The sequence below is a fragment of the Noviherbaspirillum soli genome, assembly GCF_015352955.1.
GTDB lineage: Bacteria > Pseudomonadota > Gammaproteobacteria > Burkholderiales > Burkholderiaceae_D > Noviherbaspirillum_A > Noviherbaspirillum_A soli.
The window spans coordinates 56,153-69,694 of sequence record NZ_JACYOX010000001.1 but is presented as its reverse complement, the minus strand read 5'-3'; the positions used below and the strand labels follow the sequence as shown (position 1 = coordinate 69,694).

Sequence of the window (13,542 nt, the reverse complement as noted above, 5' to 3'; positions counted from 1 at the left end):
ATTCACGCTTATTTTCCCATAAGCTCACATTGATGAAAATGCCGACGCCCAACCAACTCATGCTGCTGCCAATTTTTTTATTTAACTTGATTTTTCCGCAATCCATCATAAACAAATTATGCGCGCATCCTTCACTCGCTTCTTATTGGCTCAGTAAATATGTAACCAACTGAGTGAACCACTTTGATTGGCTGAGACAAAGGATAGGCCTCGTGAAGCTTGCGACGAAGTCTACTTACAATCGAATCAAGACGACGATTATCATAAGATAAAGGGTCCAGTCCGAAACCCAAAGCAATAATATCCCTCCTCTTTACCGGCTTTCCGATAGACTTCACCAACATTTCCATTAAATTGACTTCCAAATGGCTTAGCATCAAAGCGGCGCCAGATGGAGCAATCAAACGCCATTCGTTACGATGAAATTGCCATTGAACTGCAGTGGCGTCTTCCTCGCGCGAGTTGGTGCGACGATATATATTTTTTATATAAGCTATAAGCTCTTCGATTTCTACAGGCTTTGCCAAAAAAGCGTCCGCTCCACTAAAAATTAACTCACGGCGATGAGCGACTTCAAATTGGGCCGCAAGGATTATTATTCCAAGTGACTGAAGTCTTCGAAGAGACCTGATTTTCTTGACAGATAACACATCACCAGGTTTAGAGGATTCCAGATCAAAAATTACGACATCAACATGCGCATTAAACAAGTGCATGATAAGTTGCATAAGATCATTGAAGACAGTGGTATCGAATCCATGCTCTCTAAGTTTTTTTTCAAGGTTGCAATTCTGGACAGCCTTGTACTCAACGACAACCACTCGGATCATCTCCGCCTCCAATATTTTCAATCAGGTTATTTCATTTACCTAACTTAAAAAGCGATGGCATCTTAATGGCTGATCGCGCAAACCAAAAAACATTGGACACATGATTGCTAACCCCTACCTATGGCCAAATATCAGTTTCGAAAAAATTTACTCATCAAGAAGGCCCTCGCAAGAATGATCTGCGCTACGTACAACAAAATCCGCAACGGGGAACTCACACAGAAAAAGCTGGATGCAATATTGCAAATAGGAAACAACCCATCAATCGTAGGTATAGACGTTGGAAGTATGATGTCTACAGACAACAAAATTTACGGCACACAATGTTATCACTAACACAACTCATATACTACCGGTTACAAACAGTGATGTGCAACTGAAAGATGGAGGGAAGTAACAGAAATGTCAGGTCTGGTACAAACTGGTCAATTACCTGAGAGAACATGATGCCAATATTAACAAAAAGTAAAATTTTGGCATCAATGGCACTCGCTGGATCGATTTAGCCCGAGCACGTTCCTTACAACGCTTACCGCCAACGGAGTCGAACGATGAGGATTACTTTGAAGGTCATAGGGAAAGAACTCTTCAACATGCTCGACGCGAGTAAGGAAGAGTTGCAAGCCGTGTCTCCAAGGATAGGTGTGCAGCACGACCACTTCGAGTGGGATGTGGTTGATCTAGGCGCCTTGCGTCCAGAACACTTGCTAAGCTTTCCTGATAGGCCATCGGCACTATTAATCGACGCGCAGGAACCAGCATACGTGCAGAAAATTCAGTTGCTCGAAAAGAAGGAACTCACTTTCATCAAGAATCCGCCCTTCTTGCCGATCGTCATGTCTCCTATTGTTCTGATATTCAGATCAACTGCAGCATTGGCCGAAGCGCCAGATTTTCCAGACTTTGTAGCGGACTGGGTATGCACGCCGTTGACCATGTCAGATCTGGGTCGCCGCACTATCGCAGCACTCCGAAGAAAAAACATTCTTAAAACAAAGCTGCATTTTGGGTCGTTAACTTTGATTCCGGACGTTCGGCTACTATCGTTTCAGTCCAAGGCAATCCATTTGACACCGTCCGAATGTGCCTTGGCGGAACTATTTCTTAATCAAATGGGGACAGTCATTTTAATTAAAGATTTGGTCGCATTGTTTAAATCCAGCGGCAAGTCGACTGAGGGAAGCAACATCAGAGTAACCATTTTCCAGTTACGGCTTAAGTTAGAAATGCTGACAAAATCACAATACACTCTCGCAAGCGTCTACAAACAAGGCTATGTACTGCGTCCCAAAAACCGACCGCCGCTGGCAAATAATGCAGTAGGGGAAGAAAATCCACACAGAACAAGCTGTTATCTAGAACAGCATCAATATCTGACTATCCGCGACCAATGAACGGCATGTTCGTAGCCATTACGGTCATGAACTGAACGTTGGCATGCAGAGGCAAACTAGCCATATACGAGACTGCATCAGCGACGTGGCAGGTCTCGAAAGTTGGTTCTATCGCAGTGGAACCATTAGCTTGCAAAATGCCACGTTCCATTTTATCAGTCATATCCGTAGAGGCATTCCCGATATCGATTTGGCCACAGGCGATGTCGTACTTACGTCCATCAAGAGATGTGGCTTTCGTTAAGCCTGTGATGGCATGTTTGGTGGCCGTGTAGGTAACTGAGTGCGGTCTTGGAACATGGGCCGATATTGACCCGTTATTAATAATTCTTCCTCCGCGAGGAAATTGATTCTTCATCAACCGAAACGCTGCCCGAGTGCAAAGAAAAGCTCCAGTCAGGTTCACATCAACTGCTGCTTGCCAGCTTTCCAAAGATACATCTTCAATCGATGTGGCCGGCGTGAAAATTCCCGCATTGTTGAAAAGAAGATCTAACCTTCCATATTCCTGCTTTACCTTTTCAAATAAACCATCAACTTCTTCTACCTTTGATATATCTGCTGGCAGGATAAATGTTCTTTCAGCTGAACTACCAAGTGCTGCAGTCTCTTCCAATGCCGCGCGACGCCGTCCCACCAAGATTACAATAAGTCCATCTTGAAGCAGCCGTAGGGAAATAGCACGGCCTATACCGGATCCTGCGCCGGTAACCAGCGCCACTTTTTCAACTTTATTCATTGTGAACACCTCGTTACATATTTAATCAAGTAAAAAGCCAGCAGCAAACTGATCGCGAACCCGGCAGAGGGAATAATAACGTTTATTCAAGATTCGAACCTAATTGCAGTACAGAGATGCGTCCACTGTCTCTGGTCGAATAAGTTAGATCGCTGTTGCAAAGAACTTAGCTTTGACTGCATACCTTGACCTAGGCGTCCGGAAACCATGGCCTGACGGAGGCGCGACCAGGGATGTAGCATCTAGGTTCTGCGGCAAATTAACGAATTTTTGACTTGAACTATCTTTCTGTTCAAAGTTTTCTCGATTACTAGATAACTCAGATAACTCAGATAACTCAGATAACTCAGATAACTCAGATAACTCTCAATATTGTCGCGAATCAACGCCTTGGAGGTGTTGTATGGCGTTTGGAAATGTCGAGGAGTTTACACTGATATTTAACCCCTTGCCGCCCCTTGCCGCCCAGGTTGTTAAGAGAAGCGTAGCGCCTACGGCACAACCTCTCGAGTTGTTGGCTGAGTCTCCTCTCACTCATCGTACCATCTAAGAAGCGAAACGCTTTACCCTCCTTTATTCCTCTTATTGGGCATTGCGTCGAGCGCTACCTGCTAGGCTGACCCGGTGCATCTGTTGTCATGGAAGCAGGTTTGGCGATTTCCCCTACGCTGTTGTCTGCACTAGGCATAATTCAACCATAACTCATCAGTGGCGCCCCCGAAGTCTTGGATTTCCATAGCTTGCGTCTTAAAACTGTGTAGGGACAATTTGCCAGGATATGTCCTACTATATTCATGACTGCACGCTACAATGAATTACATTTGTTCAATTTCATTGGTCTAGGCAAAAATGTTGCCATTTTTTCATTACCATAAAACAACATTCATCGTTTCTCTTCCAGCCCGGCAGATCCTGCTCTTTCCTTTTAGATATAGCTACCCAGCATCATCAGATCGAGAAGATGAGCTCTCATGGGCGCTAACCGGTTAAAAAGCACCTATATTTCGTTGTCCGTGATATCACGGAATCAGCTATGCGCTTGACCCGATCAAACTTAGCAGATGATATAAAAAATTCTTGACCGGAACGAATGTCCAAGGCAACAATTGAAAACTATTGGTATCAATATTTTGTAATGATCGGTACCAAAGTTCCTGCTTGGTAGCAGACGTTACTATCGATGCGGGCTCATTTTTCTATTGAACTAGGATTTCGATATGGCAACTGGCACCGTGAAGTGGTTTAACGACTCCAAGGGCTTCGGCTTTATTACTCCCGATGGTGGCGGAGAAGATTTATTCGCCCACTATTCCGCAATACAAATGCCTGGCTTCAAGACGTTAAAAGAGGGACAGAGAGTAGACTTCGACCCAATCCAAGGAACGAAGGGAAAACAGGCAGCAAATATCCAGGCTGTGTAAACAGGGGCAATCAACGGCGCATTTCGGACTGTTTCCAGATGCGCCGCCCATGCTTCCCGCTTACCTTCCTATTTTTTCTACCGCGGCAATTCATGCTGTTTTTGATCCCCTTACCGACTCTTCTCTTTTTTATTTAGTGCCCACGCGTTTTGCAGACACTAGCGCAGGGTGCGCGCTGCTCCCGAATTTTTGATGGGTCGCGATAGGCGCTCTTGAAATCCGCATGGGTCACCTGAAAGAAACCATCACCCACGCATGCTAAACCCTATACATGACACGTTTCATTAAATTTCAAGATTTACAGCCTATCGTACAACTCAGACCTACTTTGAAGCGCATCCATGCCTTTGTAAGCGGCTGTTCTCATGGTGCTGTTCTCTTGCTGCAGGATTGAAACCTCCGCACATACGTTGTTGAATCTCACTCCTCTGCTGCGACCACTGCGTTTCCGGTCCTGACTGATTTTCCTACGGTTGCCGTTTCCAACCACTTCCGAACTGTCTGATGGCTTATGCTCCGTCCCTGTTCTAGAGCCGATATCGTCTGACTTGCATTGACTTTTCTTTTCAATAAGCAGTTATCTAATTCGGCTCTGCGCCCAGCGGTAAGTCGGATGGCATCGCTGGAAAACGAGCAACAGGACAAGATCATTCTTCCAGTATCCCCAACTTTGTCGCTTCATACACTGCTCTCCCCCTCGAACTGACCCCTAACTTTCCGTAGATATTGCGAACATGTTGAGCAACTGTATGGCAGGAGATAGATAGATTCACTGCAATTTCCCGGAATGCAAGTCCAAGCGCAAGTTCTCGCAAAACCTGGCTTTCGCGCTCCGTCAGCAACTCTATGCTAGAAGCAGTAAGACGTTTCAAAGAAACTGTGTCGCTTCGGTTCTCCGCTTCGCGCCTCCGAATAACGTTGAGGAGTTTCTTCGCCACAACGGGACTGAGCGGCGATGCCCCTGCATGCAAGTCATGCAGCGCTGAGACGAAAGCGGCTGACTCTATTGTTTTGAGAATATACCCGGCGGCGCCTCTTTCGATTGCAGACAAAATATTCAGCTCGTCGTCGAGGATGCTAATAATCATTGTATTTGCGTTCGGCCGTAAGGAAGTAATCTCGGAAAGCAGATCGAGACCGCTGATGTCGGGCAAGGCCAAATCTAGCAAGTAAATATCGGCATTGACTTCATGAACTAATCGCCGGCCTTGCCGGCCATCTACGGCTGTTCCAACGAGTAAAAAGTCAGAATTCGATTTTATAAGCTCGGTAAAATGCGCTAGAAATATTGGATGTACTTCGATGACAGCAATGGTGATCGGCATGGTTAATTAATTACCGCTATTTCCAGTTTTTTATTCACTCTAGCGAGTTATCGGCGCAAAAGTGTAACTTATATTAAGGCGACCATGTCTCGATTCGAGGTCACTGTGACATTGTAACCATTGCGATTTGACACAATTCTTGTTGGCAAATGTTAGCTTACCAAAAGAACGTTTTCCCAAAGGCGGTCTAATAGCGTCTGACCAAAAAAATTTCTTAGAGACAAGTGGAATTCGTGTACGATTTCGTCGTGGGTAGAATTTTAAATATCCAGAAGATTCAACGCATTGAACATCGCAGTACTAGTGATTTCGCACGTTCGGAATCCGCAAGGATCGACAATACACAAAGAAAGCATGGCTTCAAATTTACTGATACCGGTACCGGCACATCTGCTGAGCGTCGGCAAGGCGCTACCTCGCTCTGTCTATTCTGCCAATGGCGACTTGCTGCTATCGCAAGGCTTTGTGATCGAGTCTGTGGAACAGATAGCAACCCTGGTAGACAGTGGCTATCTTCGGCAGATCGAATTCGATGGTAAGACTGAACGAGGAAAACCAGGCATAACGGAACGTGCGTCTGCACCGGCCGAACAGGCTTCCACACCAGAACAAGGCAATGACGGAAAAGTTTTCATGGATGAAGTCCGGTGGCAAGTCGGCGAAACTTTTTTTCTTCATCAGCAGGGATTATCCGCCCGCTATACCGCACGATTTATTGGGTATGTTAAAAACCGGACGGTCCTTGTCACAATGCCTATTGTTGATGATAAATATGTGCTAATCCGCGATAGCCAGATGTTTATTGTCCGCGCTTTTTCCGGAAAGAAAGCATACGCATTTAGCGCTTATGTCATCAAGTCCGTACACTCCCCCCATCCGTATTTGCACTTGTCCTACCCGAAAGAACTCAGTTGCGCAACCATAAGACACCGTGCGCGTATACCCGTAAGCATCATTGCAGCGGTTTCAATGAATGAGCCCGAGGAAAATGTGGCGGCAATCATTTCTGATATGAGTCTCGGTGGCGCCTCGGCCAATATCAAGCATCCCTTTGGCGAAGTCGGTCAGCGGGGTCGAATTAAATTCAAGATCAATGCGGTTGGCGAAACAGCAATCGTTGACCTCGGCATCATACTCAGATCAATCGTACCAAGCGATAACGGCAGCGGCTGCAAGCATGGGTATGAATTTACAGACCTTTCGACCCATGACCGACTAGTGCTGTCAGCCTATTTCCATCAAGCGGAGATGGAACGGAACTGAACCAGCAGCAATTGAATCATTGCGTTGCTATGGAAATTATTGTTTTTTTCTCATATTCAACCAGGCAGTGGCGGCTCCGCTCATTGCGATCATGAGCATTCCTACCCAACCCCAAAAGTCAGGAGCATGGTCGAAAAATAGCCAGCTCATCAGCCCGGCAAAACCGATCTGTGCATACGTAAAAGGCATCAGGCTCGAGGTGCCAGCGCGGCTGAATGCCATAATAAGCAGCAGATGCCCTAGGGTTCCCAGAACGCCGATCAAGACCAGCACCCCGCCATGAGCAGCGTTTGCCTGGGTGAAAAAGTCGAGCAGTTCCTTTCGCTCAAGCATGAGAAAAGGAAGGAGCAGCAAACTGCCGGTTATGCCGCTATAGAACTGAGTTGTATAGGGGTTTTCAAGGACAGCAAGTTTACTTGTGATCAAGCTGTAGCCGCTGGAAATAAACATTGCAAAAAGCGGGATAATAACGACCCATCCAAATAAACCGCTTCCTGGCCGGATAACGATGATCGTCCCCAGGAAGCCGCTGGTCACCAGAGCCCAACGTAATTTTCCAATGCGCTCGTTCAGCAGCCAGCCAGCACACGCCGTGATCAATACCGGCGACAACATGATGATGGCGGTGAACTCAGCCAATGGCATCTTGCGCATACTGAAAAAAGCCAAAACACTGATTGACGCTAGCAGCACGCCACGCAAAATCTGAAAACGAGGATGCATTGTGCGGAAACCGGAAACACCGCGAATTTTTCCTACAACAACCGCCATGATGCCAGCCTGGATTGTGTACCGGCACCAAAGCACCATAACAACGGACATGAAGCTGCCAAGATACTTGGTAGCAGCATCCATGGAGGAAAACAGAAAGGTAGAGGCCACAATCATCATGACTGCGGCAGAGGCGTTGTTATTGCTCATCCCCGCCATCATAACGCAGCGGCAAGAATTTATCTAAAGCAACTATTGCCCGGAGCTAAGGTCGCCTCCGGAACTGTAAGCGGGACATTTTTGCAGTGAATCCGCATTCTTGCTTCTGAATACCTGCCTGAAATGAGCAGGAGCTTCCTCTGTTCGATTCGATTCGAGAGCTTTAGGAACGCCAAGGCCTTGAAGGCCGGCGACGAAAACGAGACGCCGACCTGAAATGAACTGAATGCCTACTAAGCCGGAAAGATTAATTATGCGCAGTAGCGAATACTGCGCTTTGACGCGCCGGCACAGAGACGGCATGCTTTTCCGAAACGCGGCGGGAAACGTCCAGGACGCCACGCTTAATCAGTATTCTCCGGATGGCGCGGTGTGCGCCGTCGGCCTCGGGCTTATCTTCAAGGAATGCGTCCATAGCAGCCAGAGCGATGTCGTCCATTTCTTCTTCCGAGAATGAATGAAACAGCTTCGCAGCCAGCACGTCGGTTGTCGTATCAGAGGTGCAAACCACTTTAGCAGCGTTCTTCACCAACACAGCGCGTACATCACGCGCGGTAATCCCGAAAGCCATTTGCAGCGGCATACCTACCTCCATTGAACGGTTTGCAACGATGTGCAATATGTCCATATGGTATCGCCAGGGTAATTAAGCTGATATAGGACAGAACCCTGTAAAGATGTAGGAAAGAATGAACGGCTATGTCGGTTCAAGTCTGATTTATACATTGGCGGCCTGACCATCAAGCTGCTTTCCAACGATTCTCAGGAAACCCTGCAGCGACCGACTCGAAAACCCATTTTGCTCCGCAGAAACGGCACATGAAGTACTCAGGTCGTCCTGCTCTGCGGCTGAACCACGCCATCCCAGGCCTGCCGAGGCTTTCCAGGCCAGCATGTCCGTTTTTATCATGAGAGCCTCGCCCCATGGCCAGACAAAGTGAACATTTCATGCAAGCGCCAGGTCGTGTGCACGCCTACTCCAGTGAAATGATTTACGCGGTGGGGAATATTGGCGGGACAGGAAGTTCCTCGTCATCAGCCTCTTTGCCAGGAGGAAGATCGGCAGGAGGAACCGCAGGCTGAGGCCCAGGTGTTTTCACAGGCGGGATCGAAGGACTGAAATCAGGGTCTGGCTTTTGAAAGTAGAAGAATCGTTTGCCTGCCTGCATAGCATCTCTCCGTCAGTTGCGGACCTTATATCGTAAGCCATTCAGGCTCATGCAGCATTGCGGCTTATCAGGCGTAAAGGAGTGAACCAAACCATTCATTGCAAAGTCTTACTTCCAGATCAGAAAAATGACGGACTCATATAACGGGATCCCGGAGGGCGCAATGAAACCAAGCAACTATTGGCAATTCGGCCAAGGTCATGCACGGCGGGAAATCAACACGCCTGTTATTTTGTTGATTGCAGGGCTGGGAGGGTTCTGGGTCACCGTTGCTTTCCTCGTGTTTGCTTAGGTTTTGCTTTATCTCGAAACACCCGGGTCAAAAAGTTGTTGTAATTTCCTTCGCTGGCTGAGCCAAGATAAGATGGTGTCACCATCCGGGAAGTTATATGAGCTTAAATAAATACGACTTGACTGCCTTTCGCCGGGCAAAACGCATACGTGCGTTAAAAATCGATTTCCTGATCGTCATATTTACCTTGGCGGCGATCATTCTGATCAGTCGCGAGCATCCGCAGCCCCGCCCGGGCGCACCCGCCTTCCATGTTCAGAAACAAACGACCCCGGATACGGGTAAGCCGCCAGCCAATGCGATCCTCGCAACCGCGGTACGTTGAGAATCGCATTTACCCGGGGAGACCGAAGAGTCCATAGGACTGCCCTATCCGGGCTATCGTCGATGTGATCACATTCGAAGTGGTGCCGCTTTCAAAACCAAAAGGGCCAGATCAAAGATCCGGCCCTTCTTTAATATGGTGCGGCTGGCAGGAATCGAACCCACGACCCCTTGGTTCGTAGCCAAGTACTCTATCCAGCTGAGCTACAGCCGCGAGCCGCTAAGTATATCAGCAGTTTACATATTTTGGAAGTTCGCTGCATCTGGATATAAATAACGGAAAGCCGGAGCTTAGAGAGAATGAGCTCAGCAGTAGTTATGTGCATAAGGAGTTGTTGTTCGACCATGAATGTTCTTCCTGTCGACCGTTCGCAATAACTATCCGTATGGTACATTTGGAAAATATTTCCTATGAACAATTTTTGCGGACCGCCACTGCAACTGAAAAGCCGATTGCACACCGATGAAGCGGAAACTCGCCACCTACACGCTTGCCGCCTGCAGCTTGAGTCTGTCAGGCCCATTATTTGCCACATCGCTCGATGTCAATGTCAAGGATGCCCAAGGCAATGCACTGGCGGATGCCGCAGTATATGTGGAGCCCCTGGATGGCTCCTTTCCAGCGCGGCCAAAGCCAGCGGAAATCGAGCAGAAAAACCGGAAATTCATGCCCTTGATGACGGTCATACAAACGGGCTCCGAGATTGCTTTTCCGAATAACGACACAGTCCGTCACCATGTCTATTCGTTTTCTCCCGCAAAACCATTTGAACTCAAACTTTATTCCGGAACGCCTGGTAATCCCGTGCTTTTCGACAAGCCTGGCACGGTGGTGATCGGCTGTAATATCCACGACCGCATGGTGGCTTATATACAGGTAGTCAATACGCCTTATTTCGGCAAGACGAACGAGACTGGAAAAGTGCGCATCAGCGATCTGCCGGCCGGAAAGTACAGACTCAAGGCTTGGCATCCCCAACTGCTGTCAGGCGCCACGATGCCGGAACCGGAGATCGCCATCAGCAAGCAAGACGTGGCAGTCAGCATTGCGCTGAGTCCCGCCGCCGATAACAAGCCGCATTGATCAGGCGATGTTCAACACTCTCGAAAGACGCATTGTTGCCTTGCTCCTCATCCTGGTGCTTGGCGTCCAGCTCGTCACTTATTTCATCATCAATAATGCGATCGAGCGTAATGGACGTGCCCTCATCGCGGAAGAGGTCGCTGTCGGAGGACGGGTATTCCATCGGCTCCTGCACCAGAATGCCGAGATGCTCACCCAGGGAGCGCAGCTGCTGGCAAAGGATTACGGATTTCTTTCCGCCATTGCCAGTCGCGACGAAGAGACGATCGCGTCGGTGCTGACCAATCATGGCGCGCGCATCGGCGCCTCGGTAACCGTGCTGGTTGATGTCGAGCGCACCATGCGGACCGGACCTTCGCAGTCGGTTTCCGCGGATGTGCAGCGGCTGATCCTGAAATTGGTGGGCATTGCCGCGCGCGAAGGGAGTGCAGTCGGCACCGGGATTGTGGATGATGCGCCGTTCCAGATCGTTGTCGTGCCGGTCAAGGCGCCCGTCGTGGTGGGCTGGGTCGCGATGGCATTTCCGATTGACCAGCGACTCGCCAATGACATGCGCGACCTGTCATCACTGGAAGTGAGTTTTCTTACCCGCTCTGCCGAGAGCAACTGGCGGGTCAGTGCCACTACCCTCGCCTTTGAAAACACCGTCGATCTTTTGCGCGCCATGCACGCGCGCGGCAGCTCGCACGACGCCAGCCTGGATATCGCCGAGAATGGCAGCGCTTACAGGGGCTCTGTCATTGACCTGGCAAGTACGGAAACGCAAACCGCGGTTGCCGTGCTACAGCGATCGGTAGCGGCTGCCACCGCCCCTTACGACGCGCTGCAAATGATGCTGCTGGCATTGACTGCCGGCGTGATTGCCATCGCTGCCGTCTTCAGCGTGCTTACCGCGCGGCGTATGACCGGCCCCTTGCGCGAGCTGACCAGCACCGCGCGGCGGCTTGGCGCCGGCGATTTCGACGGCCCGATTCCATCCGTTGGCGGCGAGGAGATATTGGAGCTCTCAAATGCCTTTGCCTCAATGCGCACTGCCATCAGCAAACGGGAAATGGAGATACACAAGCTGGCTTACTGGGACGCATTGACCGACCTGCCTAACCGGGCGCAATTCACCCGAAAGCTTGCACATGCGCTGGGTACGGCACGGAGCTGCCACATTCTGATGATGGATCTGGATCGTTTCAAGAACGTCAATGATGTGCTGGGCCGTGGCTTTGGCGATGCGTTGCTGCGCAAGGTCGGCAACAGGCTGATTGAGCATGCCGGCGTGGACGCTGCAAGCATCGCGCGGCTTGGCGGCGACGAATTTGCCCTCATGCTGGTTGACGCAACGCTGGACGACGCCAAAGCGGTGGCGGCACGCGTGCTCCAGTCCCTGGAAAAACCGATATCGCTGGACGATCAGGCGGTTGACCTCGGTGCGGGCATTGGCATAGCGGCCTACCCGGAGCACGGCCGGGATGCCGAATCCCTGCTGAGTCATGTGGAAGTGGCGATGCACGTGGCCAAGCGCAGCGGAAACCAGGCCGTGGTGTACGACCCGGCTTACGACGAAAGCAGCCAGCAAAGCCTGTCGCTGCTCAGCGAACTTCGCCATGCAGTCAACCACAACGAATTGCGGCTTTACGTGCAGCCCAAGCTGTCGCTTGGCATCGGAGAAGTACATGGACTGGAAGCCCTGGTGCGCTGGGTTCACCCGGAACGCGGCATGGTGTTTCCGGACCAGTTCATTCCCTTTTCCGAGCAGACCGGCTTCATCCGCGTGCTGACGTTATGGATCCTGGATCAGGCTGCGGCACTCTGCGCGCGATTGGCTGGGGAAGGCATGCATCCGCTTATCTCCGTCAATATCTCGGCACGCGATCTGATGGATCAGGATCTGGCCGAAAAATTCATGGCAATACTGCGCAGGCATCATGTTGCGGCATCTTCCTTCTGCCTGGAGATCACCGAGAGCGCCATCATGGACGACCCGCTGCGCGCGCAAAGTACGCTCAACAGCCTGCATGCGCTGGGCGTCCAATTGTCGATTGATGATTTCGGCACCGGTTACTCTTCGCTTGCCTACCTCAAGCAGCTACCAGTGCATGAACTGAAGATCGACAAGTCTTTCGTGATGAATATGGAGCATGATGCCAATGACGCAAAGATCGTCAGATCCACCATCGATCTTGGACACAATATGGGCCTGCGGGTGGTTGCCGAAGGCATCGAGACCAGGCAGGTATGGAATCTCCTGTCCGAAATGGGCTGCGACAGCGGCCAGGGTTACTATATGAGCCGGCCGATCCCGGCTGACGAATTCATCACCTGGTCAAGGCGGTGGGCATCGGAGCGTGACGCGGGAAGCAAAACCGGCACATTGGCTCCCATTGCGCGGGCGGTGGAAACTCAACTGGAGCAAGATGCATGAGCAAGTTGCCGCTTTTTTGCCTGCTTACCCTGTCCCTCTTCGCCAACCAGGCCGGCGCAGAGGACGACGAAGCGCGTCTGCGTGCTCTCGATCAAAAATGCGAAGTTGCGCGGGCAAAGCGCCTGGCGCCGATCCGGGAAGAAATGGCGCGGCGATGCGTGGCCGAAAAGCGCTATCTGGCGAATCCCGAACAGGATTGCAGGCTGGAGATGAGTACGTACGGCGACACCTTCCAGGGCCCCCGCGGGGCAGCAATCAAAGGGAAGTTTTACGATTTGCCCGAATGCCTGGCCGCGGCCAGCGCGTGGAAGGAATGGGAAGCGTCGCGCCCCTGGAAAAACTGAGCACTGTGCCC

The 13,542-nt window shown here is 50.2% G+C and carries 13 protein-coding genes and 1 tRNA gene; 8 read left to right on the top strand and 6 right to left on the bottom strand.

The features are described 5' to 3' along the window. Nucleotides 1-131 precede the first annotated feature (131 nt). Entirely contained in the window at nt 132-851 is a 720-nt protein-coding gene (locus IGW04_RS00320; protein WP_194711026.1) for a response regulator transcription factor, read from the bottom strand. A gap of 530 nt (nt 852-1,381) precedes the next feature. Here IGW04_RS00320 and IGW04_RS00315 point away from each other — a divergent pair. Continuing rightward, nucleotides 1,382-2,224 carry a winged helix-turn-helix domain-containing protein gene (locus tag IGW04_RS00315; RefSeq protein ID WP_194711025.1) on the top strand — a complete coding sequence of 281 codons (843 nt, stop codon included), beginning with the start codon at nt 1,382-1,384 and terminating at the stop codon, nt 2,222-2,224. Here the strand turns inward: IGW04_RS00315 and IGW04_RS00310 are convergent. Continuing rightward, nucleotides 2,208-2,963 (bottom strand): SDR family oxidoreductase, encoded by a 756-nt coding sequence (locus IGW04_RS00310; RefSeq protein ID WP_194711024.1) that lies wholly within the window; start codon nt 2,961-2,963, stop codon nt 2,208-2,210. The two genes, IGW04_RS00315 and IGW04_RS00310, sit on opposite strands and share 17 nt — an antisense overlap. A gap of 1,217 nt (nt 2,964-4,180) precedes the next feature. Between IGW04_RS00310 and IGW04_RS00305 the strand changes: the two genes are divergently transcribed. Then, entirely contained in the window at nt 4,181-4,384 is a 204-nt protein-coding gene (locus tag IGW04_RS00305; protein WP_194711023.1) for a cold-shock protein, read from the top strand. A gap of 647 nt (nt 4,385-5,031) precedes the next feature. On the opposite strand, the gene IGW04_RS00300 is transcribed toward IGW04_RS00305, so the two are convergent. Next, the gene (locus tag IGW04_RS00300; protein ID WP_194711022.1) at nt 5,032-5,709 is read right to left on the bottom strand and encodes a response regulator; all 678 of its coding nucleotides are present in this window, start codon (nt 5,707-5,709) and stop codon (nt 5,032-5,034) included. A 285-nt stretch (nt 5,710-5,994) separates the two neighbouring features. Between IGW04_RS00300 and IGW04_RS00295 the strand changes: the two genes are divergently transcribed. Then, nucleotides 5,995-6,972, top strand: a complete 978-nt coding sequence (locus IGW04_RS00295; RefSeq protein ID WP_228526716.1) for a flagellar brake protein — start codon at nt 5,995-5,997, stop codon at nt 6,970-6,972. A 36-nt stretch (nt 6,973-7,008) separates the two neighbouring features. Here the strand turns inward: IGW04_RS00295 and IGW04_RS00290 are convergent, their stop codons facing one another. Continuing rightward, the gene (locus IGW04_RS00290) at nt 7,009-7,893 is read right to left on the bottom strand and encodes a DMT family transporter (RefSeq protein WP_194711020.1); all 885 of its coding nucleotides are present in this window, start codon (nt 7,891-7,893) and stop codon (nt 7,009-7,011) included. Between the two features lie 256 nt (nt 7,894-8,149). Beyond that, nucleotides 8,150-8,530: a hypothetical protein gene (locus tag IGW04_RS00285; RefSeq protein WP_194711019.1), complete on the bottom strand. Its 381-nt coding sequence runs from the start codon at nt 8,528-8,530 to the stop codon at nt 8,150-8,152. A gap of 704 nt (nt 8,531-9,234) precedes the next feature. Between IGW04_RS00285 and IGW04_RS26000 the strand changes: the two genes are divergently transcribed. Both IGW04_RS26000 and IGW04_RS00280 read left to right on the top strand, forming a co-directional pair. Further along, nucleotides 9,235-9,363, top strand: a complete 129-nt coding sequence (locus tag IGW04_RS26000; RefSeq protein ID WP_267253669.1) for a hypothetical protein — start codon at nt 9,235-9,237, stop codon at nt 9,361-9,363. Between the two features lie 97 nt (nt 9,364-9,460). Then, nucleotides 9,461-9,688: a hypothetical protein gene (locus IGW04_RS00280; protein ID WP_194711018.1), complete on the top strand. Its 228-nt coding sequence runs from the start codon at nt 9,461-9,463 to the stop codon at nt 9,686-9,688. Nucleotides 9,689-9,824: 136 nt separating this feature from the next. On the opposite strand, the gene IGW04_RS00275 is transcribed toward IGW04_RS00280, so the two are convergent. Next, nucleotides 9,825-9,901 (bottom strand) — tRNA-Arg (locus IGW04_RS00275). A 249-nt stretch (nt 9,902-10,150) separates the two neighbouring features. On the opposite strand from IGW04_RS00275, the gene IGW04_RS00270 reads away from it, so the two are divergent. The 3 genes from IGW04_RS00270 to IGW04_RS00260 are packed head-to-tail and all read left to right on the top strand — an operon-like array spanning nt 10,151 to nt 13,531. Next, nucleotides 10,151-10,771 (top strand): methylamine utilization protein, encoded by a 621-nt coding sequence (locus IGW04_RS00270; protein WP_194711017.1) that lies wholly within the window; start codon nt 10,151-10,153, stop codon nt 10,769-10,771. A gap of 7 nt (nt 10,772-10,778) precedes the next feature. Continuing rightward, a complete protein-coding gene (locus IGW04_RS00265; protein WP_194711016.1) occupies nt 10,779-13,187 on the top strand; it encodes a putative bifunctional diguanylate cyclase/phosphodiesterase in 2,409 nt (802 codons plus the stop codon). Then, nucleotides 13,184-13,531, top strand: coding sequence for a hypothetical protein (locus IGW04_RS00260; RefSeq protein WP_194711015.1), 348 nt, complete (start codon nt 13,184-13,186; stop codon nt 13,529-13,531). The genes IGW04_RS00265 and IGW04_RS00260 overlap by 4 nt, the downstream gene beginning before the upstream one ends. Nucleotides 13,532-13,542 lie beyond the last annotated feature (11 nt).